This window comes from Paraburkholderia sp. BR10936 (assembly GCF_040965735.1).
GTDB lineage: Bacteria > Pseudomonadota > Gammaproteobacteria > Burkholderiales > Burkholderiaceae > Paraburkholderia > Paraburkholderia nodosa_A.
Map to the genome: position 1 here is coordinate 460,349 of NZ_JBFRCM010000003.1, position 25,579 is coordinate 485,927.

At 67.1% G+C, this 25,579-nt stretch carries 26 protein-coding genes and 1 pseudogene; 21 read left to right on the top strand and 6 right to left on the bottom strand.

Going from position 1 to position 25,579, the window contains the following annotated elements; all coding sequences use genetic code 11:
* Nucleotides 1–6: 6 nt before the first annotated feature.
* Together AB4Y36_RS08620 and AB4Y36_RS08625 are read right to left on the bottom strand one after the other, a co-directional pair.
* Nucleotides 7–1,428, bottom strand: a complete 1,422-nt coding sequence (locus AB4Y36_RS08620; protein ID WP_368682747.1) for a DUF3108 domain-containing protein — start codon at nucleotides 1,426–1,428, stop codon at nucleotides 7–9.
* A 117-nt stretch (nucleotides 1,429–1,545) separates the two neighbouring features.
* Complete coding sequence (locus AB4Y36_RS08625; RefSeq protein ID WP_368682748.1) at nucleotides 1,546–2,451, bottom strand: IclR family transcriptional regulator; 906 nt, start codon at nucleotides 2,449–2,451, stop codon at nucleotides 1,546–1,548.
* 117 nt (nucleotides 2,452–2,568) lie between these two features.
* Between AB4Y36_RS08625 and AB4Y36_RS08630 the strand changes: the two genes are divergently transcribed.
* From AB4Y36_RS08630 to rfaE2, 7 genes and pseudogenes are all read left to right on the top strand, one after another.
* A complete protein-coding gene (locus AB4Y36_RS08630) occupies nucleotides 2,569–3,561 on the top strand; it encodes a fumarylacetoacetate hydrolase family protein (RefSeq protein ID WP_342949566.1) in 993 nt (330 codons plus the stop codon).
* A gap of 190 nt (nucleotides 3,562–3,751) precedes the next feature.
* Nucleotides 3,752–4,882 (top strand): ABC transporter substrate-binding protein, encoded by a 1,131-nt coding sequence (locus AB4Y36_RS08635; protein WP_368682831.1) that lies wholly within the window; start codon nucleotides 3,752–3,754, stop codon nucleotides 4,880–4,882.
* A gap of 59 nt (nucleotides 4,883–4,941) precedes the next feature.
* Nucleotides 4,942–5,766 carry an enoyl-CoA hydratase/isomerase family protein gene (locus AB4Y36_RS08640; protein ID WP_342949565.1) on the top strand — a complete coding sequence of 275 codons (825 nt, stop codon included), beginning with the start codon at nucleotides 4,942–4,944 and terminating at the stop codon, nucleotides 5,764–5,766.
* Between the two features lie 109 nt (nucleotides 5,767–5,875).
* On the top strand, nucleotides 5,876–6,628 hold the full coding sequence (locus tag AB4Y36_RS08645; protein ID WP_342949564.1) for a PhaM family polyhydroxyalkanoate granule multifunctional regulatory protein: 753 nt from the start codon (nucleotides 5,876–5,878) through the stop codon (nucleotides 6,626–6,628).
* Between the two features lie 30 nt (nucleotides 6,629–6,658).
* Nucleotides 6,659–6,846: pseudogene (locus tag AB4Y36_RS08650) on the top strand (patatin-like phospholipase family protein); the annotation flags it as partial.
* A gap of 599 nt (nucleotides 6,847–7,445) precedes the next feature.
* Nucleotides 7,446–8,315 carry an acyl-ACP desaturase gene (locus tag AB4Y36_RS08655; protein WP_028201777.1) on the top strand — a complete coding sequence of 290 codons (870 nt, stop codon included), beginning with the start codon at nucleotides 7,446–7,448 and terminating at the stop codon, nucleotides 8,313–8,315.
* Nucleotides 8,316–8,481: 166 nt separating this feature from the next.
* Nucleotides 8,482–8,973 (top strand): D-glycero-beta-D-manno-heptose 1-phosphate adenylyltransferase, encoded by a 492-nt coding sequence (gene rfaE2, locus AB4Y36_RS08660; protein ID WP_342949562.1) that lies wholly within the window; start codon nucleotides 8,482–8,484, stop codon nucleotides 8,971–8,973.
* Between the two features lie 111 nt (nucleotides 8,974–9,084).
* On the opposite strand, the gene AB4Y36_RS08665 is transcribed toward rfaE2, so the two are convergent.
* The 3 genes from AB4Y36_RS08665 to AB4Y36_RS08675 form a co-directional block, all read right to left on the bottom strand.
* Entirely contained in the window at nucleotides 9,085–9,324 is a 240-nt protein-coding gene (locus AB4Y36_RS08665) for a hypothetical protein (protein WP_342949561.1), read from the bottom strand.
* Between the two features lie 73 nt (nucleotides 9,325–9,397).
* Complete coding sequence (locus AB4Y36_RS08670) at nucleotides 9,398–10,201, bottom strand: type III pantothenate kinase (protein WP_368682749.1); 804 nt, start codon at nucleotides 10,199–10,201, stop codon at nucleotides 9,398–9,400.
* A complete protein-coding gene (locus AB4Y36_RS08675; RefSeq protein ID WP_368682750.1) occupies nucleotides 10,198–11,109 on the bottom strand; it encodes a biotin--[acetyl-CoA-carboxylase] ligase in 912 nt (303 codons plus the stop codon). The genes AB4Y36_RS08670 and AB4Y36_RS08675 overlap by 4 nt, the downstream gene beginning before the upstream one ends.
* A gap of 329 nt (nucleotides 11,110–11,438) precedes the next feature.
* On the opposite strand from AB4Y36_RS08675, the gene AB4Y36_RS08680 reads away from it, so the two are divergent.
* The 10 genes from AB4Y36_RS08680 (at nucleotide 11,439) to AB4Y36_RS08725 (ending at nucleotide 20,742) form a co-directional block, all read left to right on the top strand.
* Complete coding sequence (locus AB4Y36_RS08680) at nucleotides 11,439–12,572, top strand: ABC transporter permease (RefSeq protein ID WP_069265102.1); 1,134 nt, start codon at nucleotides 11,439–11,441, stop codon at nucleotides 12,570–12,572.
* Nucleotides 12,569–13,504 carry an ABC transporter ATP-binding protein gene (locus AB4Y36_RS08685; RefSeq protein WP_083245276.1) on the top strand — a complete coding sequence of 312 codons (936 nt, stop codon included), beginning with the start codon at nucleotides 12,569–12,571 and terminating at the stop codon, nucleotides 13,502–13,504. The genes AB4Y36_RS08680 and AB4Y36_RS08685 overlap by 4 nt, the downstream gene beginning before the upstream one ends.
* A gap of 82 nt (nucleotides 13,505–13,586) precedes the next feature.
* The gene (locus tag AB4Y36_RS08690) at nucleotides 13,587–14,552 is read left to right on the top strand and encodes an MlaD family protein (RefSeq protein WP_069265099.1); all 966 of its coding nucleotides are present in this window, start codon (nucleotides 13,587–13,589) and stop codon (nucleotides 14,550–14,552) included.
* Between the two features lie 116 nt (nucleotides 14,553–14,668).
* On the top strand, nucleotides 14,669–15,313 hold the full coding sequence (locus AB4Y36_RS08695) for an ABC-type transport auxiliary lipoprotein family protein (protein ID WP_368682832.1): 645 nt from the start codon (nucleotides 14,669–14,671) through the stop codon (nucleotides 15,311–15,313).
* A 69-nt stretch (nucleotides 15,314–15,382) separates the two neighbouring features.
* Entirely contained in the window at nucleotides 15,383–16,747 is a 1,365-nt protein-coding gene (locus AB4Y36_RS08700; RefSeq protein ID WP_368682751.1) for a VanZ family protein, read from the top strand.
* Between the two features lie 163 nt (nucleotides 16,748–16,910).
* Nucleotides 16,911–17,237: a ferredoxin gene (locus AB4Y36_RS08705; protein WP_069265095.1), complete on the top strand. Its 327-nt coding sequence runs from the start codon at nucleotides 16,911–16,913 to the stop codon at nucleotides 17,235–17,237.
* A 46-nt stretch (nucleotides 17,238–17,283) separates the two neighbouring features.
* Nucleotides 17,284–17,916, top strand: coding sequence for an alpha/beta hydrolase (locus AB4Y36_RS08710; protein ID WP_368682752.1), 633 nt, complete (start codon nucleotides 17,284–17,286; stop codon nucleotides 17,914–17,916).
* Between the two features lie 269 nt (nucleotides 17,917–18,185).
* Nucleotides 18,186–19,490, top strand: a complete 1,305-nt coding sequence (locus AB4Y36_RS08715) for a D-alanyl-D-alanine carboxypeptidase family protein (RefSeq protein ID WP_368682753.1) — start codon at nucleotides 18,186–18,188, stop codon at nucleotides 19,488–19,490.
* A complete protein-coding gene (locus tag AB4Y36_RS08720; protein WP_368682754.1) occupies nucleotides 19,487–20,452 on the top strand; it encodes a D-amino acid aminotransferase in 966 nt (321 codons plus the stop codon). Before AB4Y36_RS08715 ends, AB4Y36_RS08720 begins: the two co-directional genes overlap by 4 nt.
* Nucleotides 20,449–20,742 (top strand): DUF493 family protein, encoded by a 294-nt coding sequence (locus AB4Y36_RS08725; protein WP_368682755.1) that lies wholly within the window; start codon nucleotides 20,449–20,451, stop codon nucleotides 20,740–20,742. Before AB4Y36_RS08720 ends, AB4Y36_RS08725 begins: the two co-directional genes overlap by 4 nt.
* 84 nt (nucleotides 20,743–20,826) lie before the next feature.
* On the opposite strand, the gene AB4Y36_RS08730 is transcribed toward AB4Y36_RS08725, so the two are convergent.
* Nucleotides 20,827–21,804 carry a transcriptional regulator GcvA gene (locus AB4Y36_RS08730; RefSeq protein ID WP_368682756.1) on the bottom strand — a complete coding sequence of 326 codons (978 nt, stop codon included), beginning with the start codon at nucleotides 21,802–21,804 and terminating at the stop codon, nucleotides 20,827–20,829.
* A gap of 101 nt (nucleotides 21,805–21,905) precedes the next feature.
* On the opposite strand from AB4Y36_RS08730, the gene AB4Y36_RS08735 reads away from it, so the two are divergent.
* The 4 genes from AB4Y36_RS08735 to tauA all read left to right on the top strand — a co-directional run bounded on the left by AB4Y36_RS08735 (nucleotide 21,906) and on the right by tauA (nucleotide 25,574).
* Entirely contained in the window at nucleotides 21,906–22,232 is a 327-nt protein-coding gene (locus AB4Y36_RS08735; RefSeq protein ID WP_069265084.1) for a DUF2917 domain-containing protein, read from the top strand.
* 110 nt (nucleotides 22,233–22,342) lie between these two features.
* The gene (lipB, locus tag AB4Y36_RS08740) at nucleotides 22,343–23,257 is read left to right on the top strand and encodes a lipoyl(octanoyl) transferase LipB (RefSeq protein ID WP_368682757.1); all 915 of its coding nucleotides are present in this window, start codon (nucleotides 22,343–22,345) and stop codon (nucleotides 23,255–23,257) included.
* Between the two features lie 13 nt (nucleotides 23,258–23,270).
* Nucleotides 23,271–24,272: a lipoyl synthase gene (gene lipA, locus AB4Y36_RS08745; RefSeq protein ID WP_368682758.1), complete on the top strand. Its 1,002-nt coding sequence runs from the start codon at nucleotides 23,271–23,273 to the stop codon at nucleotides 24,270–24,272.
* Between the two features lie 249 nt (nucleotides 24,273–24,521).
* Nucleotides 24,522–25,574, top strand: a complete 1,053-nt coding sequence (tauA, locus tag AB4Y36_RS08750; RefSeq protein ID WP_368606420.1) for a taurine ABC transporter substrate-binding protein — start codon at nucleotides 24,522–24,524, stop codon at nucleotides 25,572–25,574.
* The last annotated feature ends 5 nt before the right edge of the window (nucleotides 25,575–25,579 follow it).

The following is a 25,579-nucleotide window of genomic DNA, read 5'->3' on the forward strand; positions in this document are numbered from 1 at the left end:
GCGCGCTCAGGGATGCTCGGCCGCCGGGCCTGGCGAATCGGATGAGGGTTGCGCATCGCCAGTAGACGGTTGAGGCGGTGATTCTGTTGGCTGTTCTGTCTGCAAATTGGCGGGTGGCGCCGGCTGCGCAGACGGTTGCGGTTGCGCTTGTGATGCAGCAGGCGCAGAAGCCGGCGCCGCCTCCGGTGTTGCCGATTGTGCCGATGTTGTGTCGGGTGCCGCGCTGGGCGCCGGGGCGGTTGCGGCCGCCGCAGAATCGGGCGCTGGCGCGGGCGCGTTCGATGCGCTCGGCACCGTGAGTGCGCCACGCCACACCAGTTCGAACTGGTTGCCATTCGGTTCGGTTTGCACGAGGCGCACGGGCAACCAGCCGAGCGACTGCGCGAGCCACACGTCGATGCGCCGCTTGTCGCCCTCGCGACGCGGCAGACGCATGAAGTGGCGCGCGGTGACGTAGCCATGATCCGTGCTCACGGTTTCGTCGCCGATCGTGGTGATGGGCCAGGTCTCGCCGCTGTCGTTGTCCGCGACATAGAACTCGCGCGTGACGCCGGGCTTGTACGCGTCGGGGTCGCCGCGCACGAGGCTCGCAAGCTGCATCACCATGCTGAAGCGGTCCTGCGCGCCATCGGGCAGCGCGAGCGAGTTCGGCGTGCGCGTGAACACGATCTGCTTGTCGGTGCGATTGAAAACCGTCACATCCGAAGGGCGATGGCCGCGCTTTTCGATGTACTGATCGGGTGCGAGGCCGAAGGCGTCCACACGGCCCTTGCTCGTCCAGCTGAACTCGCCGACGAAGGGCAGGGGCACACGCACGACCATCTCGTAGCGCTGCCCGTCGCTCGACCAGTGGATCGTGCCGGGCTGATTGCGCACGCCGTTATAGAACGTGTCGTACTGCAGTTCGCCCGATGGGGGCACCGAAAACTTCAGTCCGTGCGAGGCCTGCGTGGCTTGCGCCGAAGGCTGCTTGCCGTTGCCGGGCGCCGTGCCAGCGGTCCCGCTGGTGCCGGCGGCGCTCGCGCTGGCTGGCGACGCGGCTGCGGGCGCGGACGCCGCCTGCGTATCCGGCGGCGCAGCCGGCGCTTTGGGGTGCGGTTTGGGCGGCGTCACCGCGTGCAGCGTGTGCGGCTCGGCAGGCTTCGGTGCGGGTTTGGGCGCGGCATGCGCGGGCGCTGCCGCGGGGCCCGCGGGCTTGGCCTCGCGCTCGATGCGTTCGGGTTTGAGGAGCGCCACTTGCACCGGCACGCGCACGTGCGCGACAGGCGGCGGCGCGCCGTGATGCCGCTCGAACCATTCGGCCGCGAGCCAATGCAGCGCCGTGACCGCGACGAACACACCGACCCAGCGCCACGCGCGCATGCGCTGCGGCGTGCGTGAGTCGGTGTCGAGGCGGCGTACCTCGCGCGGGGCGGCTGGCGTGGACATCGGCGGTTCGTGAGTCGGTATCGGTCGTACGTTAATGTGACACAACCCGCCGGGTGCTTGCAGAAACGCAGACGCGCGCGAGCAGGGTCACATGTGCCGGCCCCGGGGACGCAGCCCTCAGCGCGGCGTTGGACTGTACCCCAATTCGTACGACAGTTTTTCGGCGCACGCGCGCAGCGCGGTGTCCACGGCGCCGTTCCAGGCGATATCGAACGCGCCTTCGTGACCGAGCGCGATGAGCCCGAGCGCGAGTTCGCCGCTCGCGTCGAACACGGGCGTGCAGAACGCGTGGATGGTCGGCAGCAACATGCCTTCCACGCGGGCTGCGCCATGCTCGCGCACTTCCACGAGCGCCTGTTCGAGCGCATCGGCCGTGCGCGGCGTCGAGCCGTACGAGTACTGCTGCGCGCCCGCGAGTTCGCGCTCGATCATCGGGGCCGTCTTGCTGCGCGGCAGGTAGGCGGCGAACAGCAGGCCCGTGGCGGAACTGAGCATCGGCATCACATCGCCGAGCTTGAGCGACGCTTTCGCGGGGTGGCTCGACTCCAGCCAGTGCACGACGGTCGGCCCCTGGTTGCCCCACACGGCGATGCCCACGGTGATGTCGAGCGCGTCGCGCAATTCGGTGAGCGCGAGGCGCGCGAGCTTGACGCCGTCCACGCGCGCGAGGCGCGCGAGTCCGAGCTGCAACGCGAAGCCGCCCAGTTCGTAGCGTCCCGTCAGCGGGTCCTGCGCGACCACGCCGAGGCGCATGAAGCTCACGAGATAGCGGTGCGCCTTCGCGGGGCTCATGCCCGCGCGCTGCGCGAGGTCGCGCAGCATCATCGCGCGAGGCTCGCTGGTGAGCACTTCGAGCAGGCGAAACCCCACTTCGATCGACTGGATGCCCGAGCGCAGTTTTTCTTCGCCGGCTTCGGCGCCTTCCGCAGCTTCGGCGGTGTCGAGGGGATCGGCGAGATCTTCGGCGTTCGTGGCGTCTGGGGCGCTCGCGCGCGGCGAGGCGGATCGGACGGTTGGCGGCATGGGATGCGTTGTGGTGTTCAAACGTACGGCGACTGGGGCGTACGGCACGCCCGCTTGGGGCCCGCCGATTCACCATCGTAGAATACATTTCCCTTATCGTCACTCACGTCTGATTCCATGAAACTTGCCACGCTGAAGGACGGCACCCGCGACGGCCAGCTGATCGTCGTTTCCCGCGACCTGCGCAGCGCCGCCATTGCCGATGCGATCGCACCCACGCTGCAGCGCGTGCTCGACGACTGGCGCTTCTACGCGCCGCAGCTCGCCGAGCTGTACGACGCGCTCAACTACGGGCGCGCGCGCAACGCGTTCAGCTTCGACGCGCGCGATTGCATGGCGCCGCTGCCGCGTGCGTACCAGTGGGCGGATGGCTCGTCGTACGTGAATCACGTCGAACTCGTGCGGCGCGCGCGCGGCGCCGAGATGCCCGCCGAATTCTGGACCGACCCGCTCATGTACCAGGGCGGCAGCGACGACTTCATCGGGCCGTGCGACGACATCGTGTGCGCGTCCGAGGCGTTCGGCATCGACTTCGAGGCCGAAGTGGCCGTCGTGACCGGCGACGTGCCGATGGGCGCGAGCCCCGACGAAGCGCTGCGGGCCGTGCGGCTCGTTGCGCTCGTCAACGACGTCTCGCTGCGCAATCTCATTCCCGCGGAACTCGCGAAGGGTTTCGGCTTTTTCCAGAGCAAGCCGGCCAGCGCGTTCGCGCCGGTGATGGTCACGCCCGACGAGCTCGGCGAGCACTGGCGCGAAGGGCGCGTGCACCTGCCGCTCATCGTGCACTGGAACGGCAAGAAGGTGGGTCAGCCCGATGCCGGCACGGACATGGTGTTCCACTTCGGCCAGCTGATCGCGCACGCTGCGAAAACGCGCAATCTGCGCGCGGGCGCCATCGTCGGTTCGGGCACGGTCTCGAACAAAGACACAAAGCGCGGCTACTGTTGCATTGCCGAGAAGCGCTGCCTCGAAACGATCGAAAGCGGACAGGCGAGCACCGAGTTCATGAAATTCGGCGACAGCGTGAAGATCGAGATGCTCGACGAAGCGGGCAAGTCGATTTTCGGCGCGATCGATCAGGCCGTGGCGTCGCTCCACGGCGAGCATTGACACGCAAACGCTGAAGGGTTTCGCCGGATGCCGCGCGCCACGCGTGCGGCTACACTGGCGAACGCCCTTTTTCTTCGGGCGCATCGGGCAGAGCAGTCAAGGTACGAGCCGTAGAAGCACGCAGCATCCGAACGTAAAACGACAAGGAGACACCGTGAACGCTTCTCGCCCCAGCCGTCTTGCTGTACGCATCGCCCTGCTTTTTTCTGTCTGTGTGCCTACGTTCGCGCTCGCGCAGGTCAAGATCGGTCTCGTGCTTTCGCTCACGGGTCCGGCCGCCTCGCTCGGCATTCCCGCGCGCGACACCGCCGCGATGTTCCCCACCGAGATCGCGGGTCAGAAAGTTCAGTACATCGTGCTCGACGACGCGTCCGACACGACCCAGGCCGTGCAGGACACGAAGAAGCTCATCGACGAGCAGCATGTCGATGCGATCATCGGCTCGTCGATCACACCCAACTCGCTCGCGATGCTCGACGTGATCGCGCAAGGCGAGACGCCCACGATCTCGCTCGCTTCGTCGGCGAAGATCATCGAGCCCGTCGACGACAAGCGCCACTGGATGTTCAAGACGCCGCAAACCGACGCGATGATGGCCGGCGCGATCATGGAGCACGCAGCCGCGCACAACGTGAAGACGCTCGCCTATATCGGCCAGGCCGACGCGCTCGGCGAGACGTTCTACGCCGAGATTGCGAAGGCCGCGCAGCAGCACGACATCAAGCTGGTCGCGAACGAGCGCTTCAATCGCACCGATCCGAGCGTGACTGGGCAGGTCCTCAAGATCGTCGCGGCGCACCCGGATGCCGTCGTGGTCGGCGCGGCCGGTACGCCCGCCGCGCTGCCGCCCAAGGCGCTCAAGGAGCGCGGCTACAAGGGCGTCATCTATCACAACCACGGCGTGGGCAACCGCGACTTCCTGCGCGTGTGCGGCGCCGACTGCAACGGCACCTTCCTGCCCGCAAGCCAGGTGCTGGTGGCCGCGCAACTGCCCGAGGACCAGCCCGGCCGGCGCCTCGCGCTCGACTATATTTCGCGTTACGAGGCCCGTAACGGCGCGGGCACCGTGTCGGCATTCGGCGCCTACACGTGGGACGCGGGGCTCCTGCTGCAGAACGCGATACCCGTCGCGCTCAAGTCGGCTGCGCCCGGCACGCCCGCGTTTCGCCGCGCGCTGCGCGACGCGCTCGAAGCGACGCACGGGCTGCATGACACCAATGGCGTCGTCAACATGAGCGCCACCGATCACCTCGGCCTCGACGCGCGAGCGCGCGTGATGGTCGAGATCCACGATGGCAAGTGGATGTATCAGCCGCATTGATGAGCGGCAGTGCCATCGCTTTCACGTAATCAGTAATCCGAAGCAAAGGAGGTCCGCCCATGAACGATCCTTTTTACGCCCACTATCACGCTTTGCGCGTGCGGCGGCACGAGCACGGCATCGTCGAGATCGTGATGAGCGGCGAGGGCACGAACAAGAGCGGCCTCGCGACCGCCGACGCCAACATGCACCGCGAACTCGCCGAGATCTGGCGCGACGTGGATCGCGATCCCGACGCGCGCGTCGCCGTGATCCGCGGCGAGGGCAAGGGCTTTTCGGCGGGCGGCGACTTGCAGCTCGTCGAGGACATGGCCACGCATTTCGACGTGCGCGCGCGCGTGTGGCGCGAGGCGCGCGACCTCGTCTACAACGTGATCAACTGCGGCAAGCCGATCGTCTCGGCCATGCACGGTCCGGCGGTGGGCGCGGGGCTCGTCGCGGGACTGCTGGCCGACATTTCCATCGCCACCAAAACGGCGCGCATCATCGATGGCCATACGCGCCTGGGCGTCGCGGCGGGCGACCACGCGGCGATCGTGTGGCCGCTGTTGTGCGGCATGGCGAAGGCGAAGTATTACCTGCTGCTGTGCGAGCCGGTGAGCGGCGAGGAGGCGGAGCGCATCGGCCTCGTCTCGCTCGCCGTGGACGAGAACGACTTGCTGCCGAAAGCGTTCGAAGTGGCGAAGCGCCTCGCCAACGGTTCGCAAACCGCGTTGCGCTGGACCAAGTACGCGCTCAACAACTGGCTGCGCATGGCGGGGCCGAACTTCGACACGTCGCTCGCGCTCGAATTCATGGGCTTCGCGGGACCCGACGTGCGCGAAGGCGTGAAGTCGCTGCGCGAGCGGCGCGCGCCGGAGTTTCCGGGCGGCGATCCATTCTGATTCGCGCTTTCTGCCGATTTCTGGTTTTACGCGCGCTATCATCGAAGAGATCGTTTCGTGCCGCCCACACGCGCGCATTTGACCACCTATCTATGCGAGGGAGTACCGCATGACCGACTCAGCAGGCACCATGCCGCCGTTCCCGGGTTTTCCGGGCTTTCCGCCCGCCGAAATGCTCGACCAGATGTGGGGGATGATGCGCCTCACGCCGTTCGGCGGCGCGTTTCCAGGCGGCGAACCGGGCGTGGCGCAAGCCTTTGGCCCGCCGCTTTCGATGATGACCGACATGATGACGCCGCTCACCAACATCGAGGAACTCGACAAGCGGATCACCGATCTGCGCGCCGTCGAGCAGTGGCTCAAGCTCAATCTCGGTATGTTGCAGTCCGCCATCCAGGCGCTCGAGGTACAGCGCGCCACGCTCACCACGCTGCGTGCGTTCGGCGCGTTCGCGCAGGCGCAGATGACGCCGACGCACGCCGAATCCGAAGCGCCGAGAGCGGGCGCCGCGCGCGAGCGGGCCACCGAGCCCGAGGCCGCGAACGCAGGCGCTGCGTCCGAAGGTGCGGCAGCCGCGCCGCCGGGCTTCGACGCGGGTTCGTGGTGGAATCTCGTGCAGGCGCAGTTCAACCAACTTGCGCAATTCGCGATGGCGCAGCCCGCCGCCGCGGCGCAGGCCGCGCAAGCGGCGGCGCAAGCGGTGAGCGAGGCGCAGGCGAAGACCGAAGCCGCCACGGCCAAACGCAGCAGCACCGCCAAGCGGAGCAGCAACACCGGCAACGGCAACGGCAATGGCAACAGCGGCGGCGCAGGCCGCAGCGCGCCGCGCGGCGCGAAGAAGGCGCCGGCGCAGCCCGAATAAGGCGCGCCGCGGCGCTCGCCGTCACGGCGCAGCTATTCGTCGGGGCGGCACGTCATGTTCTACCAGGTGCAAGCCGATTGTCGTGGCGGCGCGTGCAACGCACCGCGCGCATGGTCGCGCTCACGCCCGCGCATCTGCTCGCTTCGGCGGCGATTCCATTCGTGTTCCCGGCCGTGCGTCTCGAACTCGACGGCCGCCACGAATATTTCGGCGACGGCTGAATTGATCGAGCTGGGTGACCACGACACGCTCGCTCAAAGCGACGTTCTTTTGACTTGGCTCAAAGCTCCGACAGACGGCGCGATCATGGATTTCGGGGCGCGGCGGAACTGAAACATCGGCATGCTATTATTGTGTAAGGTTTTTCCGGTCATTTGTGGGAGTTGCGGACGGCGTTGCGACGCTCCGCCGCGCAGGTTCCACGGCCTTGACGGGCGGGATGTCGGCCCATTGGAAAATCAGCCAGCAGGTGTGTCAAAAAGACGTCGACGTGGGGTGCGAGAATGCGGCATTGTGTCGCATAGCCGCGCGGCGATGGCTTGCATGCCTTGCCGGTATCGGTAGTGATCAGCGGTATCAGGCGGCCGGGTTCGAGGAACGGAGCAGCTACCCAGAATCCACGACGGCGCCTTCATTCCGGTTGGCTGGATTGTCGTGGGGCAACGCGTGTTGCGTTCGCCGGTCTGCGATTGCGTCCAGAGGGCCGGATACCGCGTAAAATTAAATGCTTTTTGCCTGCGCGGCCGCGTTGTATGCGGGCACGCGGCACGCTACGAATTCGTCATGCGCGCGTTTTGCGCAGATCAGGGGCGGGACTATGAACACGATGCTTTATCCGGAACTTTACAAATCGCTCGAATCGGTCCGATGGGACATGGAAAAGGACATTCCCTGGGACAAGTTCGATGCGTCGCTCCTTACCGATGAGCAGGCCGCGACCATCAAGATGAACGCGATCACCGAATGGTCGGCGCTGCCGGCCACGGAAATGTTCCTGCGCGACAACCATCACGACAGCGACTTTTCGGCGTTCATGAGCGTGTGGTTCTTCGAGGAGCAAAAGCATTCGCTCGTGCTCATGGAATACCTGCGCCGCTTCAAGCCGGAAATGGTGCCGACGGAAGAAGAGTTGCACGCCGTGCGCTTCGAGTTCGATCCGGCGCCGCCGCTCGAAACGCTCATGCTGCACTTCTGCGGCGAAATCCGCCTGAACCACTGGTATCGCCGTGCCGCCGAATGGCACACGGAACCGGTCATCAAGGCCATCTACGAAACGATTTCGCGCGACGAAGCGCGCCACGGCGGCGCCTATCTGCGCTACATGAAGAAGGCGCTCAACAATTTCGGCGACGTCGCGCGCGCGGCGTTCGCGAAGATCGGCGTGCTGATGGCTTCGGCGCGCCGCACCGAAAAGCCGCTGCACCCGACGAATCTGCACGTGAACCAGGCGCTGTTCCCGCGCGACACCGTGCAGTCGCGCCTGCCCGACCCGGAATGGCTCGAGCGCTGGCTCGACGAGCAGATCCGTTTCGACGACGGCTGGGAAAAGAAGGTGATCGAGCGCATTCTGCACAACCTCTCGATCCTGTTCGAGCGCACGTTCACCACGGCGCAGGAACTGAACCGCTATCGCAAGGAAGTGGTGCAGCGCCTGCAGGCCGAGCAAGGCACGCAACAGCCGGCCTGACGCGCCGGGACATCTCGCGTGCGTGCTTTCGTGGCGCGCCGCGACCGGGACGGCCCGAAGCGCTTTTCGCGTGACGGGCCGTTTTCATTGGCGCGCGTCTCACTGGCTTGCTCAATGCGGCACGCCCAAATCGATCCGCGCCTATTTTTTATCCGAGCCTCATTCCATGCCCGCTTCCTTCGAACGCAAGATCACGACCCGCGAGGCGCTCGCGCAACTGCGCGCCTCGCTGCCCGGCCCTGTGGTGTTCACCAATGGCGTCTTCGACATCCTGCACCGCGGACACGTCACCTATCTCGCCGATGCGAAGGCGCTGGGCGCCACGCTGATCGTCGGCGTGAACAGCGACGCTTCGGTGAAGATGCTCGGCAAGGGCGATGACCGCCCCATCAACAACGAGAACGACCGCATGGCGCTGCTGGCGGCGCTGGAGAGCGTGGACTGGGTCGTGCAGTTCGGTGAGCAAACGCCCGTCGAGCTGATCGGAGCCTTGCGCCCGGACATTCTCGTGAAGGGCGGCGACTACGACATGGACGCGCTGCCCGAGTCGGCGCTGGTGCGCGGCTGGGGCGGTCGGGCGCTCGCGATCGCCTTCGAGCACGACCGCTCCACGACGAAGCTGCTGCAGAAAGTGCGCGCGCAGGAAGGATCGAAGTAAGTCGCGACGTACGTCCGCACGATGTGGCGGACGATGCAAAACCGGCCGGAGGCCGGGCCGCCCAACGCATGGGCGCGCCCGACCCCCGGCCGGTTGCGTTTGAGCTGTCGCTTACTGCGTGAGGGTCGACGCCTGCACCGACGGTACCGTCACCGGGCCGCCGACGGTCGGCACGTCGGCCGATTCGGACGGCCGGATCGGCTTCACCACGAGCCGCTCGGGGTGGATCTGCCGGTTCAGGTGCTGGGTTTCGCGCGAACCCGACGAGGGCGTCGGGCCGAACACGCCGCCAATGGCCGCAAAGGCGAGGCCGTTGGCGAGAATCAGAATGGCGATCAGCCAGCGCAGCATCGTGTGAAGCTCCTTCGAAAACGTTCGTTCAGTTTCAGGGCCGGATGTAAGCGGCGCGCGGGTGACGCGCGTCTCAGGACTGCGCCGCGATGAGCGCCAGGCCCGACAGCACCAGTGCATCGTGGCGAGTATGCGGCACCTTGAGCGCCGCTGTCACTTCGGCCGCTGCGCCGCCGCTCACCACGAGCCGCACTGGCATTCTCCACGCATCCTGTAGATCCGCCCAGGCGCGCTCGATGAGCGCGGCCTGCGCGAGCGCACAGCCCGCCGCAATCGAGCTTCGCGTGTCGGTGGCGAAAGCGATGCCTGGCTGGGCAGCATTCGCCATGCCGCCGGCGACCACGGGCAGCTGCGCGGTGTGCTCGCCGAGCGAGCGCATCATGAGCGTGAAGCCCGGCGCGATCATGCCGCCCACGAAGGTGCCGTCGGCGCGCAGCGCTTCGAGCGTGGTGGCCGTGCCGAATGTTGCGATCAGGAGCGGCTCGTCCGGATAGGCGGCGTGCGCGCCGATCATGCCGGCCCAGCGGTCGCTACCGAGCGCGTCGGGCGTGGCATAGCTGTTCGTCACGCCGCACTGCTGCGCGCAGGCCCGCACGACAGTGCGCGGGAGACCGGGCCAGTGCGCCTCGACCAGCGCGCCGAGGCGATCGCCCACCGCCGCGCCCGCGACGTTCGATATCCACGCGCCGGCGGGCCGGGGCAGCGTCGCCCATTCTTCGCTGCTACCAGCTTCATGAGCGATGGGCGCGGATTGCGCGCCGTCGTCGCGCACATGATTCATCGTTCCCGCGTGCAGGCGCGACCCATCCTGCGCGACGAGCGCCCATTTGATCCGGCTGTTGCCTGCATCGATGAGGAGGAAGGGGCCGCGGCTCATGCGCCGCTGTCCGCGAGCCGCAGCGACACGTCGCCGGCCGTGACGGTCTCGCGTCCGTTCGGCGTATCGAGGATCAACTGGCCGCGCTCGTCCACACCGGTCGCGGTGCCGCGCAGCAGTTCCTTGCCCTGCTCGTAGATGGCGACCTCGCGGCCCGCGTACGCGTGGCACGCGTTCCAGCGCGCCTGGAAGGGCGCAAAGCCCGCCGCGCCGAAGCGTTGCAGCGCGGCTTCGAGTGCGTTGAGTTCGGCGGCGAGCGTGTCGGTGAGATTGGCGTTCGGCCACGCGCGCGAAAGCGCCGTGGGCGTCGTGCCGGGCACGACTGCCGCGCTGCCGCCCGCGGCGTTGAGCGCCTCGACGCCGGCGGCGAGCGCATCTTCGCCGCGCACGTTCGTGCCGATGCCGATCACGACCGCTGTGGCGTCGGCGGTGGTCCAGGCGGTTTCCACGAGGATGCCCACCAGCTTGTCGCCTTCGAGCAGCACGTCATTGGGCCACTTGAGCGCGATTTGTCCGGGCGCCGTGACGGGCAGCGTGCGCAGGCCGTCCACCAACGCCGAGCCGACGGCGAGGCTCAAGCCCGCAAGCCCTTCGATCGGGCGCGGCAGCACGCAGCCGATCGAGAACAGCAGTGCGTCGCCGGGCTGCGCGACCCAGGTGCGGCCGCGCCGGCCCCGGCCGGCCGTCTGCAGATAGGCCACGCGCACGATCGGGCGTGCGAGGGCGTCGCGCTTTTGCGGCAGCGCCTTCAGGCGCGCCATGAGGTCGGCGTTGGTCGAGCCGGTTTCCTCGACGATCTCGATGGGCCAGTCGTGTGCGGCCGGGCCGAACAGCGTGATCGCGCGGTCGCGGTCGATGCGCCAGTCGCCGGCGCTCGGAGTCTCGGGGGTGGGGGGCGTCGCATTCATGTCTCATATTGTAGTGGCTGAGGCGCGGGTAGCAGCCCGCAACGCTGTTTCGACCCGAAATGTGGGCAATTCACATGCCACCCACAGGCAGCCCACAGGTTATCCACGGAATCGTCCACAGGCGCGAAGGTGGCAATCGCCCCGTCGATTCCCCGCAATTTGCCCAATCTTTAGGCAATTCACAGGCCGCCCACAGGCAGTCCACAAGTTATCCAGAGAGTTGCCCACAGTTCGCCTCGTGTCTGAAAGCCGACCGTGCGCTTTCGGACCGACGAAACGGGGCGCGTTCGTTACAATGTTTGCTCACCCCGTCCGTCGAGTGCTTACCCTTGAATCAAGACACGCCGCCCGGCCTTGAAGTCTCGGCCGGCACCCACGGAAAGACCGTGCGCCTGTCTGGCCAGTGGACAGCGCTCGCGCTCGCGCGCGACCGCGATCAGGGCGGCGCCGCGCGCCGTCTGCGTGCGCTCGCCGAAGAGCGCGTGGGCGCTTGGGACCTCTCGGGCGTCGAGCGCATGGATCACGTCGGCGGCCAGGCGCTCTGGCGCGTCTGGGGCCACAAGCTGCCGGCCGACCTCGTCGACCTCACGCAAACGCAGCGCGACATCTTCGAGCGCATCGCCCTGCTCGACTCCGTGCGCGAGCCGGCGGAGCGCATCGTGCGCATCGATCCGGTCACGCAGCTCGGCCTCGCGATCTTCTCGTTCTTCGACCACCTGTACGGCGGCATCGCCATGTTCGGGCGCGTGATCCTCGATCTGCTGCTCGTGGTGCGCAAGCCCAAGGTCACGCCGTGGATCGAGATTTCGGCGAACATCTACAACGCCGGTGCGCGCGCGCTGCCGATTACGGCGCTCGTCGCGTTTCTGATCGGCATCGTGCTGTCGTACCTCTCGGCGCAGCAATTGCGCCTGTTCGGCGCGAACCAGTTCATCGTCAATATCCTCGGCCTCGCGGTGATCCGCGAACTCGGGCCCGTGCTCTCGGCGATTCTCGTGGCGGGGCGCTCGGGCTCTGCCATCACGGCACAGATCGGCGTGATGCGCGTGACCGAAGAACTCGACGCCATGCGCGTGATGGGCATCTCGCACGGCCTGCGTCTGATCCTGCCTCGGGTGATCGCGCTCGGCATCGCAATGCCGCTGCTCGTGATCTGGACCGACATCATTGCGTTGCTAGGCGGCGCGATCGCGGCGAAGATCGTGCTGGGCATCGACATTTCGTGGTTCATGCGCTCGATGCCCAGCGTCGTGCCGATCGCCAATCTCTGGATCGGCCTCGGCAAAGGAGTGGCGTTCGGCATGCTGGTGGCGATCGTGGGCTGTCACTTCGGCTTTCGCATCAAGGCGAATTCGCAGAGCCTGGGCGAGGGCACGACCACGTCGGTCGTCACGTCGATCACGATCGTGATCCTCGCCGACGCCGTGTTCGCGATCCTGTTCCAGAACGTGGGGCTTTCATGAGCACGACTGGCACGACGGTTACGACGATCGAGACGAAAACGACCGGCACGATCACCACGCCGCTCAAGGAGGTCGCGCAGGATCTGCCGCTGCCGACCATCGGCGAGCCGGTGATCGAGGTCCACAACCTCTCGAAGCGCTATGGGCGCAACGTCGTCCATCAGCATCTGAACCTGGAAATTCGCCGTGGCGAGATCGTCACGCTGGTAGGCGGCTCGGGCTCGGGCAAGACCACGCTCGTGCGCCAGATCCTCGGGCTCGAGAAGCCGACCTCGGGCACCATCAAGATGTTCGGCGAGAACATTTCGACCATCGACGCCGAGCGTGCGCGCCTCATGCGCACGCGCACCGGCATGCTGTTCCAGCAGGGCGCGCTGTTCTCGTCGCTCACGGTGTTCGACAACATCGCGCAGCCCGTGCGCGAACTCGGCAAGGTGCCGGCCGGCCTGCTGCGCGACATCGTGATGCTCAAGCTCGAAATGGTCGGGCTGCCGTGCAAGCACGCGTCAAAAATGCCGGCCGCGCTCTCGGGCGGCATGATCAAGCGCGTGGGCCTCGCGCGCGCGATCGTGCTGGAGCCGGAGCTGCTCTTTCTCGACGAACCCACGGCCGGGCTCGACCCGCGCTCCTCCGACGAAGTGGTGGAGCTCATCAGCACGCTGCACCGGGCGTTGGGGCTCACGGTGGTGCTCGTCACGCACGACCTCGACGCCATGGTCGCGCTCTCCACGCGCGTGGCCGTGCTCGCCGAGCGCAGGGTGCTCGTGGCGGCGCCCGTGGAAGAGGCGGCGAGCGTCGATCATCCGTTCATCCGCGAGTACTTTCTGGGCATGCGCGGTCGCCGCGCGCTCCAGGCGCTGCCGCCCGAGCGGCGCGCAAAGCTGCCGCCGGCGGCGCTCGCTCCCGCAGCCGTGGGGTACAAGCCGTGGTAGGGTCCGCGCGCGCCGCTATCCGGCTCGATCGGCCTGACCGGCTCAACCGGCGCGCCGCGGCCGCCAAAGAAGGAATCTGACGATGGAAAACAAACCGCATGCGTTCTGGGCGGGCATGTTCACGATAGGGCTGCTCATCGTGATCGCGCTTGTCGTCGTCTTCTTCAGCGCCGATCGGGCCGTGCGCGTGCCGTACGACCTCATTTCGCGCTCGAGCGTGACGGGCCTCTATCCGGACGCGGCGGTGCGGTTTCGCGGGATCGACGTGGGCAAGGTGCAGTCGATCAAGTTCGATACCCAGCATCCGGGCCAGATCCGCATTCGCATTCTCGTCGACCAGAAGGCGCCGATGACGCGCTCCACCTTCGGCTCGCTCGCGCTGCAGGGCGTGACGGGCATCGCGTTCGTGCAGCTCGACGACAACGGCGTGGACCTCTCGCCGTTGCATTCTTCGCCAGCGCGCGTGGCCGAGCTGCCGCTGCGCCCGGGCTTGCTCGACCAGCTCCAGCGCCGCGGCGACGCGCTCCTGCGCAAGCTCGACAACATTGCCGGCGACATCGACGAAATGCTCTCCGAGGACAACCGCAAGCAGGTGATGCAGGCCGTGAACAGCCTGCAGCAGGCCGCGAGCAGCGTGAACGTGCTCGCCGAGCAGCTCCAGCCCGCCACGAAGCAGCTACCGGGCGCGGTGACGCAACTGCAGCACACGCTGCAGTCGACCAACACGCTGATCACGAGCATGAACCGCCCGGACGGCCCGTTCCAGACCAACCTCAACAAGGCCGGCACGGCGGCGGCCCAGGCCGGCGCGGCGCTCACCTCGATCGACACCTCGATCCAGGACCTGTCGGCGCGCGTGGGCTACGACACGCTGCCGCGCGTCGACTCGCTCACCGACGATGTGCGCTCGGCCATGCGCGCCGTGGACCGCGCGGCGGGCACCTTCAGCACGAGCCCGCGCAGCGTGCTGTTCGGCGGCGCGCCGCAGCCGGCGCCCGGGCCCGGCGAGGCGGGCTTTGCGTGGCCGGCTACTGCGGGGACGAGGTAGGCCGCGCCGCTGCCTGACGGTCCTACGCGACACCATTCGATGCACTTCGCGCGGCGCATGCGCCGCGCGCCAAAGAAGGAAACGCAATGTCACGCACATCACGCCTGCCACCATCGATGCAACGCGCTGCAGCGGCCGGCTCAGCCTGGCTGGCGGCGCTCGCGCTCGGTGCGCTCCTCGCCGCCTGTGCGAGCAATCCGGCGATCAACGAGGCTCGCTACGACCTCGGCCTGCAGTCGTCGCAGGAAGCGCCTGGCGCCCAGGCCGCCCCGGCGGTGCCCGGCGCGCCGGGTGCCCGGCCGCTTTTGAAGGTGCTGGCGGTGAGCGCGCCGCCGCCGCTCGATAACGACGGCATCCTCTACCGGATGAATTTCGACTCGCAGCGCACGGCGCGCTACGCGAACAGCCGCTGGACGATGTCGCCCGCGCGGCTGCTCACGGAACGTCTGCGCACGTCGCTCGGCGCGCACGCGACGGTGCTCGCCGGCGGTGACGCCGTGCAGGCGCCGATGCTCAAGGTCGAGCTGTACGAGTTCGAGCAGGTGTTCGAGAGCCCGACGCAAAGCGCGGGCGTGCTGGCTGCGCGCGCAACGCTCATGCAGGGCGGCAGGGTGCTGGCGCAGCGCTCGTTCGCCACGCGCGCGCCGGCGCCCACGCCCGACGCCGCGGGCGGCGTGCGTGCGCTGCAGGCGGCCAGTGACGATTTCGCCAATCAAGTGGGCGCGTGGCTGAGCACGCAGTCGTTCGCGGGCACGCCTTGAGGGATATAGAGAGGCGTCGCGCGATTGCGATGCGCGGCGTGACATCGGGGGCAAGGGCGGGATAGCGGCATGATCGAAGCGGGACGGCTCCGGCTGCGCGCCCCGCACGGCGGGCGGCGCGGGATGGACGGCGACGAGGGTGGTCAAAGCGGTGGCCAAAGCAACGGCCAGGGCGCTGGCGACGAACGCGGTGCGATCGCCAGCGGCGACACGCCCGCGTCGTCAGCGCCAGTGCCATCGCCATCGCCTGCCGCCGCACGCGAGCCGCTGCCGCGCCAGGCCTCGACGCTCTCGCGCCAGGCACTCGCGCTTTACACGGCGCTGATCGTCTACGGCTCGTGGTATCCGTTCACTGGCTGGCGCTCGCTCGGCCTCAGTCCCTTCGCCTATCTCGGCGATCCGTGGCCACGCTACTGGACGGTTTTCGACATCGTCACCAACGTGCTCGGCTACATGCCGTTCGGCGCGCTCGTCGTGCTCGCCGCGTGGCCGCGCTGGCGCGGTTGGCTCGCCGTGTTGCTCGCCGCCATTGCGGGCACGCTGCTCTCGGGCGTCATGGAGGCCGTGCAGACCTGGCTGCCCACGCGCGTGGCGTCCAATCTCGATCTCGCCTCGAACGCGCTCGGCGCACTGCTCGGCGCGCTCGTGGCGGCGCCCGCCACCGGCGCGCTGCTCGAGCGCGGCTTCCTGCGCCGCCTGCGCTTTCGCTGGTTCGAGCGCGACGCGGCCGTGCTGATGGTGCTCGCGGGGCTTTGGCCGTTCGCGACGATGTACCCTACGCCGCGCCTCTTCGGCTTGGGCGAGTGGGCGCGCGCTCTCTGGCAGCGCCTCGACGGCTCGATGCAGGACGCCGTGATTGCCTGGACGCCTGCCGCCTGGCATCTGCGCTCGCTGCCCGACATGCTGGCCGCGCGCCTGCCCGATAGCGGCTGGGAAGCGATCGTCACGACGCTGAACCTGTTCGGCGCGGCGGCGTTCGCGACGCTCCCCATGCGCTCGCGGGCGCCGCGCGCGCGGCTCGTCATTGCGCTGATTGCGGTGACACTCGTCGTCAAGGTAGGCGCGACCTTTCTGCAGTCGCAAAGCGGCCTGATTTTCGACTGGGCGACGCCGGGGGCGCTCGCGGGCCTCGTGTGGGGCACGCTGCTCGCGTTTCTCGCCTTGCGTCTGCCGCGCGTCGTGCGCGCCGCGGCGGCGACGCTCGCACTCGCGGCGGCCCTCGTGTTCGTGAATGTGCTGCCCGTGAATCCGTATTTCGACGTCGTGCTCGCGGACTGGCGCCAGGGCCGCTACCTGCACTTCAACGGCCTCGCGCGCTGGCTCGCGTGGACGTGGCCCTGGGCCGCGCTCGCATGGACGGCGTTCTCGCTCGAACGCGCGTGGCTCGTGCGGCGAGCGCGCCGGGCCGCGAAGCGCGCTCGCCACGACCGGTGAGGGCGCGCGGCGCTCGCAAGAGCGTTCACGCCGCGCTCGCTATAATCGACCGGATCGCCGCGCAGCCACGCTCGCGCGCCACGCAATGTATTGCCGCCAAGGCGGGCCACACGCTTTCAGCAAGCCCGCGCTCACTGCGCGACACTCACCGGTGCCCCACGCCATGACCGATTCGTTCTACAAGTACCACGTCTTTTTCTGCCTGAACCAGCGCGACCCCGGCGCGGACCGCCCGAGCTGCGCGAATTGCAACGCACAGGCCATGCAGGAGTACGCGAAGAAGCGCGTGAAGCAGCTGGGCCTCGCCGGTCCCGGCCAGGTGCGCATCAACAAGGCGGGCTGTCTCGATCGCTGCGAGGAGGGCCCGGCCGTCGTCGTGTATCCGGAAGGCACGTGGTACACGTATATCGACGAGAGCGACATCGACGAAATCGTCGTCTCGCATCTGCAGAACGGCCAGGTGGTCGAGCGCCTGAAAATCGATCGCTGATTGCTCCAATGCACGGCCAAACAGTACCCGTAAGGACTGCCGCACGATGAACGCCCAGACACATAAATTCCAGATCGACGGTCCCGTCGGCAAGATCGAGTGCGCGCTCGACGTGCCCGACGCCGGCACGACGCCGCGCGGCATTGCGCTCGTCGCGCATCCGCATCCGCTCTTTGGCGGCACGATGGACAACAAGGTCGCGCAAACGCTCGCGCGCACGCTCGTGCAGCTCGGCTACACGACCTATCGCTCGAACTTTCGCGGCGTGGGCGAAACGGCGGGCACGCACGACAACGGCATCGGCGAACAGGACGATCTGCTCGCACTCATCGCCTACATGCGCGCGCAACCAGGCCAGGCCGACGTGCCGCTCGTGCTCGCGGGCTTTTCGTTCGGCACCTTCGTGCTCTCGCACGTCGCGAAGCGCTACCTCGAAGCGGGCGGTGCGATCGAGCGCATGGTGTTCGTCGGCACGGCTGCGAGCCGCTGGGAAGTCGCGCCCGTGCGCGACGACACGCTGGTGATCCACGGCGAGCTCGACGACACCGTGCCGATTCTCTCGGTGTACGAATGGGCGCGTCCGCAGGAATTGCCGGTCGTCGTGATTCCGGGGGCGGAACATTTCCTGCACCGCAAGCTGCATATCCTCAAGCGCATCATCGTCGAAGCGTGGCGCTGAAGCGTCGGCCCCACAGTTTCGGGGCCCGATGCTAGCCCTTCGTCACCTCGCTTATGTCGGCAGAAATGCGTGAAAAATGCACGACAGGTATGCGCAAACGTGTGACTTAGCGAAAATTCGCCACGACGTGACGCGTATAATGTTCGCCAATTTTGTGCTTGCTGCGCCGCGACCGGCGCATGCACGGCACCCGCATTCCGGCTTTCACCGACCGTGCGCCGCATGGCGCGCTACGTTCATCCCGTCCCCATTCAGCCCGACCTGAACCTATGCGTTTTCTCTCCTCCGGCCAACCGTCTTCTTTCGTTCCTTCCTCCGTCGTCCGCAATGTCACGCTCGCAACGCTGCTGCCGGCCACACTTCTCGTGAGCGCGAGCGCGTTTGCCCGCACGCCCGCACCCGCCGGCGCGAAAGTGCAGGCACAGCCGCAGGCGCAGGCGTCTGCCGGCGCGGCCGCAGACCAGGTGCTTGGCGGCCTGCCGCCGCCCGGCGTGAACGCGCGCTCGTGGGTGCTCGTCGACGCCACCGCGAACCAGGTGCTCGCCTCCGGCAACGCCGATGAGCGCGTCGAGCCCGCATCGCTCACGAAGCTCATGACCGCGTACCTCGTGTTCGAGGCGCTGCAGAGCAAGAAGATCTCGATGGACCAGATCATCGAGCCGAGCGAAGCCGTGCGCCGCGTGAAGAACGACGAGTCGCGCATGTTCATCGAAGCCAACAAGCCGGTCTCGGTGCATGACCTCGTGTACGGCATGATCGTGCAGTCGGGCAACGACGCGGCCATCGCGCTCGCCGAACTCGTGGGCGGCAGCGAGGCGAATTTCACCAACATGATGAACGCCGAGGCGCAAAAGCTCGGCATGACGCACACGCATTTCGCCGACGTGAACGGCATGCCCGACCCGAATCACTACACGACGGCCGGCGACCTCGCCAGGCTCTCCGCGCGCCTGATCCGCGACTATCCCGAGTACTACGAAATCTTCTCGGTCAAGGAATTCAAGTACAACAACATCAAGCAGCCGAACCGCAATCGCCTGCTGTGGATCGACCCGACCGTCGACGGTCTGAAGACCGGCCACACCGAAGCTGCGGGTTACTGCCTGATCGCATCGGCCAAGCGTCCGATCGCGGGCGGCGCCTCCCGCCGTCTCGTTTCGGTGATGATGGGCGAGCCGAAGGAACACGACCGCGTGCAGGACAGCCTGAAGATGCTGAACTACGGCTATAGCGCATACGACACCACGCGCATCTATCAGGCGAACCAGGCCGTGGCGACGCCGCGCATCTACAAGGGCACGCTCGACGCCGTAAAGGTCGGCGTGCAGAAGGATCAGTTCGTCACGCTGCCCAAGGGCGCCGCCGAGAAGGCCAAGCCGCAGGTCGAACTCAGCAGCCCGCTGATTGCGCCGCTCGCCGTTGGCCAGCAGGTCGGTTCGGCGAAGTTCGTGGGTGCGGACGGCAAGGTGCTCGCGCAGGTTCCGCTCGTCGCGCTCGAAGCCGTGCCGCAGGCCGGTGTCGTCGGCCGCGTGTGGGATTCGCTCATGCTCATGGTCAACAAGAAGAAGTCATGACGTCCGCTTCAGCGACGCAGCCGGCCGAGCCGCTCGTCTGGCTCAACGGCGAGATCACGCCGCTTTCCGAAGCACGCATTCCCGTGCTCGATCGCGGCTTCATCTTCGGCGACGGCATTTACGAAGTCATGCCCGTCTATGCGCTCGCCGATGATGAAGGCACGGTGCGCGTGCCGTTTCGCATCGCGCAGCATCTCGCGCGGCTCAAGCGCTCGCTCGAGAAGGTCGGCATCGCGAATCCGTTCGACGAAGTAGGCTGGCGCGCGCTCCTCGCGCGTCTCGTCGAGGCGAACGAAGCGGCGGGTGCGCTCGCGCGCGATGCCCACGCCAACTTCTACGTGCAGGTGACGCGCGGCGTGGCGCCGCGCGGCCACGCCTTCCCGGCGGCGGCCACACCCACCGTGTTCGCGATGGTCAATCCGCTCAAGCTGCCGGGCGTTGCACAGCGCGAACAAGGCGTGCGCTGTGTGACGGCTGAAGACAAGCGCTGGCTCAATTGCGACATCAAGTCGACCTCGCTGCTCGGCAACGTGCTGATGGCGCAGCACGCGGCGGAAAACGACGCGTTCGAAACGATCCAGCTGCGCGACGGCTGGCTCACCGAAGCGTCTTCGTCGAACGTGTGGGTCGTGAAGGGCGGCGCGCTCTTTGCGCCGCCGCGCAGCAACCGCATTCTCGAAGGCATTCGCTACGGCCTGGTCGAGGAGCTGGCCGGGGAGTGCGGCGTGCGCTTCGAAGCGCGAGAGATCGCCGAAGCCGAACTGCGCGAGGCGGACGAGATTCTCGTGACCTCGGCAACGAAGGAAGTGCTGGCGGTCGTCGCGCTCGACGGCAAAGCAGTAGGCTGCGGCAAGCCGGGCCCGGTCTATGCGGCGCTTCACGCAGCGTACCAGCGCGCAAAGCAACGCGAGGCGCAGGCATTGCGTGCAGCAGTTGCCGAGCTACAGGAAGTGGAGAAATGAACGTGACACAACAGGCAAACCCCCCCGCAGCGAAAGAATCGCTGATCGAATTCCCCTGCGACTTCCCGATCAAGGTGATGGGCAAGACGCATCCGGAATTCCAGGACACCATCGTGACCGTGCTGCGCGAATTCGACGGTGGCTTCGACGCCGCGACCATCGAGACGCGTCCGTCGAGCGGCGGCAACTACACGGGCCTCACCGTGACGGTGCGCGCCACGAGCCAGGCGCATCTCGACGACATCTATCGCGCCCTCACCGGGCATCCGATGGTGAAGATCGTGCTGTAAGCGAGCAGAAGGCATTCGAACGAAAAGGGCCGCAATATGCGGCCCTTTTTGCATCGGGCGCCGCATCTGGCGTCCAGATGGACGTCAGGGCATGTCGCCGATGCGCGCGCGCTGCGCCGCGGCGGCGGCCGTCATCAGCGGACCGGCTTCGCAAGCGTCCTCGTAGAGCCGTCGAAAGCGCGCGACCTCGTCGAACACCCAGTCGCGGAACGCCTGCACGCGCTCGGTCTGCATGCGTTGCGGCGGGCAGATGAAGTAGTAGCGCCACGGGCTCGGTCCGTCGATGTCCTTGAAAAGGCGCATGAGGCGCCCGCGTGTGATCTCGTGCATGGCGAGCGAGCGGCGCACGAGCGCGATGCCCTGGCCGTCCATCGCCGCCTGCAAAAGGTTCGACGAATCCTGGTAAAGCACGCCGCGCTTCGGCTCGGGCAGGTCCTGGAGGCCAGCGGCGTCGAACCACGGCCGCCACAGTTCGTCGTCCGAGCGCAGTAGCGGCAGCTTCGCGAGTTCGTGTGGATCGGTGGGCAGATTGCCGCCGTTGAATTCGGGCGAGCAGGCGGGAAAGAAGATTTCGTCGAGCAGCAGTTCGGCGTGCAGCCCCGGATAGTGCCCGTAGCCGAAGCGGATGGCGACATCGACGTCGTCGCGCGCGAAGTCGGTGAGCGAATTCGTCGATTGCAGCTCGACGTCCCACTGCGGATGCGCCTCGATGAAGCGGCCGATGCGCGGCGTGACCCAGCGCGCCGCGAACGACGACAGCATCGAAACGACGAGCCGCCGGTCGCGGTCGCCGGCGCGGATCTCCTGGGTGGCGTGCGCGAGCTGGCTGAGCGCATCGCGCACCTGGCCGGCGTAGCGGCGGCCGGTGTCGGTTACGCGCACGCGTTTGCCGTCGCGGGCGAAGAGCGCCACGCCCAGTTCCGCTTCGAGCGCGCGAATCTGATGGCTCACGGCGCCGTGCGTGACGAAGAGTTCGTCGGCGGCGCGCGAGAAGCTTTCGTGGCGGGCGGCGGCTTCGAAGGCCTTGAGCGCATTCAGCGCGGGTAGCTGGCGCAGATCCATATCGTATTTTTTCTCACATAGGCGTGAAAATTGATCGTTTTGCTCGACCCCTTATGGTGTCTACGATTGTAGCTATCGAAGCAGGTCATTCGGAGTGGAAAATGAGAGAAATTTCTTCGGATATCACGTTTGAAGTGGCGGCCGGCCAAACGGCTTCAGTGCGCGTCGCGCGCAGCACGCGGCTGAGCGTGAAGTGCGGCACCGTCTGGGTCACGCGCAGCGACGACACCGCCGACTACTGGCTCGAACCCGGCCACACGATGCGGCTGCGGCGCGGCGAGCGCCTGTGGATCGGCGCGGAAGGCGGCGCGCCCGCGTGGGTGGGGTTCGCCGCGCCGGCGCGCCTGAGTGAGCGCGTGGTCGACCTGGCCGCGCGCGCCGCACAGCGCGCAGGCGTTCACATCGGCGACGGCTGGCGCACGGTTTGACCTGACGGCTCGTCACTCGAAAGCGGCGACGATGGGAAAGCCACCCATCGCCGCCGTTGTCCGCAGCATGCCCGGCGCGCTCGCCCCGAATTCGGTAAACTCCCGAAATCATGTGCGCCACCCCGGTTTCACCCTCGCAAATTCCTTCCGACCCCGGCGCGGCCGCGGTCGCGTCTCAAACGGCAAGTTCGTCCATCGTCGTGCGCTGGCGCGGCAACGAGGCTTATCAAGCAAGCTTTGACGCCATGCGCGAGTTCACGGCCGCCCGTGACGCCAATACGCCCGATGAAATCTGGCTCGTCGAGCATCCGCCCGTGTTCACGCTCGGCCAGGCCGGCAAGCCCGAGCATCTGCTGGTGGCGAACAGCGGCATCCCGCTCGTACAGATCGATCGCGGCGGCCAGATCACGTATCACGGGCCGGGCCAGGTGGTGGCCTACCTGCTGCTCGACTTGCGGCGCAGGAAGCTGATGGTGCGCGAGCTCGTCACGCTCATCGAGGACGCCGTGATCGAAACATTGGCGGCGTATAATCTCGCCGGCGAGCGCAAGGCCGGCGCGCCCGGCATTTACGTGCCAGAAGACGCCAGCGGCGCGAGCGCGCTGCATGTGGGCGCCAAGGTTGCAGCGCTCGGCCTGAAGATCCGCAACGGCTGCAGCTATCACGGCGTGAGCCTGAACGTGTCGATGGATCTGAACCCATTTCTGGCGATCAATCCGTGTGGATACGCCGGTCTCGAAACCGTCGATATGGCCACGCTTGGCGTCCGGGCGGACTGGCGCGAAGTCGCCGCCACGCTGGCGGCGCGGCTCGAGGCGAATCTCGCGGCGCACGCAGCAACACTTCTGGCGGTAGCCGAAGCGGCTGCCACAGACCCTTCAGCCGAAGCGGCCGGGACGCACCCGGTCGCAGAGGCGGCTGAAAAGGAAGCGGCCGCTTACGCGGCCGCGATGGACCCGGCCGAAGCGGCCGTATCAGGCGGGCAACCGCCGCAACCGCAGGCTGGCGTTGCACCGGCGGCCTGACTGGATCGAAAGCATGACTGACGTAACCGCGAACCCCGCCGCAAACCCCGCTGGCACGAGCGCCGACGCCGTTGCCTACGACGCCACCGCAAAACAGAAGGCGCAGGCCAAGACCTCGCGCATTCCGATCAAGGTCATTCCCATCGAGAAGCTGAAGAAGCCCGAGTGGATCCGCGTGAAGGCGGCCACGGGCAACTCGCGCTTCTACGAAATCAAGAACATCCTGCGCGAGCACAACCTGCACACGGTGTGCGAGGAAGCGAGCTGCCCGAACATCGGCGAATGCTTCGGCAAGGGCACCGCGACGTTCATGATCATGGGCGACAAGTGCACGCGCCGCTGCCCGTTCTGCGATGTGGGCCACGGCCGCCCCGATCCGCTCGATCCGGATGAGCCGGCGAACCTCGCGCGCACGATCGGCGCGCTCAAGCTCAAGTACGTCGTGATCACGAGTGTGGACCGCGACGACCTCCGTGACGGCGGCGCCGGCCACTTCGTGGAGTGCATCCGTCAGGTGCGCGAGCAATCGCCCGAAACGCGTATCGAGATTCTCACGCCGGACTTCCGCGGCCGTCTGGATCGCGCGCTGCAGATCCTCAATGCCGCGCCGCCCGATGTGATGAACCACAATCTCGAAACGGTGCCGCGCCTCTACAAGGAAGCGCGCCCGGGTTCGGATTACGCGCACTCGCTCAAGCTGCTCAAGGACTTCAAGGCGCTGCATCCCGAAGTCGCGACGAAGTCGGGCCTGATGGTGGGCCTCGGCGAAACCGAAGAAGAAATTCTTCAGGTGATGCGCGACCTGCGCGCGCACGACGTCGACATGCTGACGATCGGCCAGTACCTCCAGCCTTCGGAGCACCATCTGCCAGTGCGTTCGTATGTGCATCCCGACACCTTCAAGATGTACGAGGAAGAGGCGTACAAGATGGGCTTCACGCACGCTGCCGTTGGCGCGATGGTGCGTTCGAGCTATCACGCCGATCTGCAGGCGCATGGGGCAGGGGTGGTTTAAACAATTCCGCCCTTCTCGCAAGCACGCAATCGAAAAGCCCGCTGAAAAGCGGGCTTTTTGCTTTTTTGCATCGCGCCGCGCTCGAACAGCGCGATGCATGCATCGATTCCCGCACCATCCACCTCAACGCGAAAAGCAATGCTCCAGCAGCGTCATTAGCTAACGCGGATAAGTTAGAACCGGCCGCCGCCAGACTCCCTATAGTCGGAACCTTCATTCACTCGAACGTCGTTTCGCCGGAGTCTCCCGATGAACCCTCGCGCTATCCCTGCATTCGCACGCCGCCCGCACATCGCCGCCGTCGCATTCGCCGCCGCCTGCCTCGCTAGCGCGTTCGGCGCGCCGCGCGCGCACGCCGAAACGCGCGAGGTCGTGATCGCGTATCAGGACATGGTGGTGCCGTGGCGCTACGCGCAGGCAACCGGCGAAGTCGAGAAGGAAACGGGCTACAAGGTCACCTACCGTAAGCTCGCGAGCGGCGCCGATGTGATCCGCGCGCTCGCCTCGGGCTCGGTGCAGCTCGGCGAAGCCGGTTCGAGCCCGATTGCGGCGGGCCTCTCGCAGGGCGTGGATCTCTCGCTCTTCTGGATTCTCGACAACATCAACGACGCCGAAGCGCTCGTCGCGCGCGACGGTTCGGGCGTGACGAGCATCGCGGGTCTGAAGGGCAAGACGATCGGCGTGCCGTATGTCTCGACCTCGCACTTTCACGCGCTCGTCGCGCTGCAGAACGCGGGCGTGAATCCCGCCGACGTGAAGATCGTCAACCTGCGTCCGCCCGAGGTCGCGGCCGCCTGGCAGCGCGGCAACATCGACGCGACCTACATCTGGGACCCCGTGCTCGCGCAGGTGAAGAAGAACGGCAAAGTGCTGGTGACTTCGGGCCAGGTGGCGAAGGCCACGGGCAAGGCGACCTTCGACGGCTTCGTGGTCGATCGCAAGTTCGCGAAGGACAACGGCGATTTCGTCGCCAGGTTCGTGAAGGTGCTGGCCGCCGCCGACGCCGATTACAGCGCGCATCGCACGGCATGGAACGCGGCTTCGCCGCAGGTGCTGGCGGTGGCGAAAGAGTCGGGTGCGAATGCCGCCGAAGTGCCCGCGAGCCTCGCGCTCTACGCGTTCCCCACGCCCGCCGAGCAGGCCTCGAAGACCTGGCTGGGCGGTGGCGCGCAGTCGGGGGCGGCGCAGTCGCTGCTCGCCACGGCGGCCTTCCTCAAGGAGCAAGGCACGATCCAGAACGTGCTGCCCGACTATTCGGTAGGCGTCGATCCGCAGTACGTGCAGCGCGCCGCTGCGCATTGAACGCA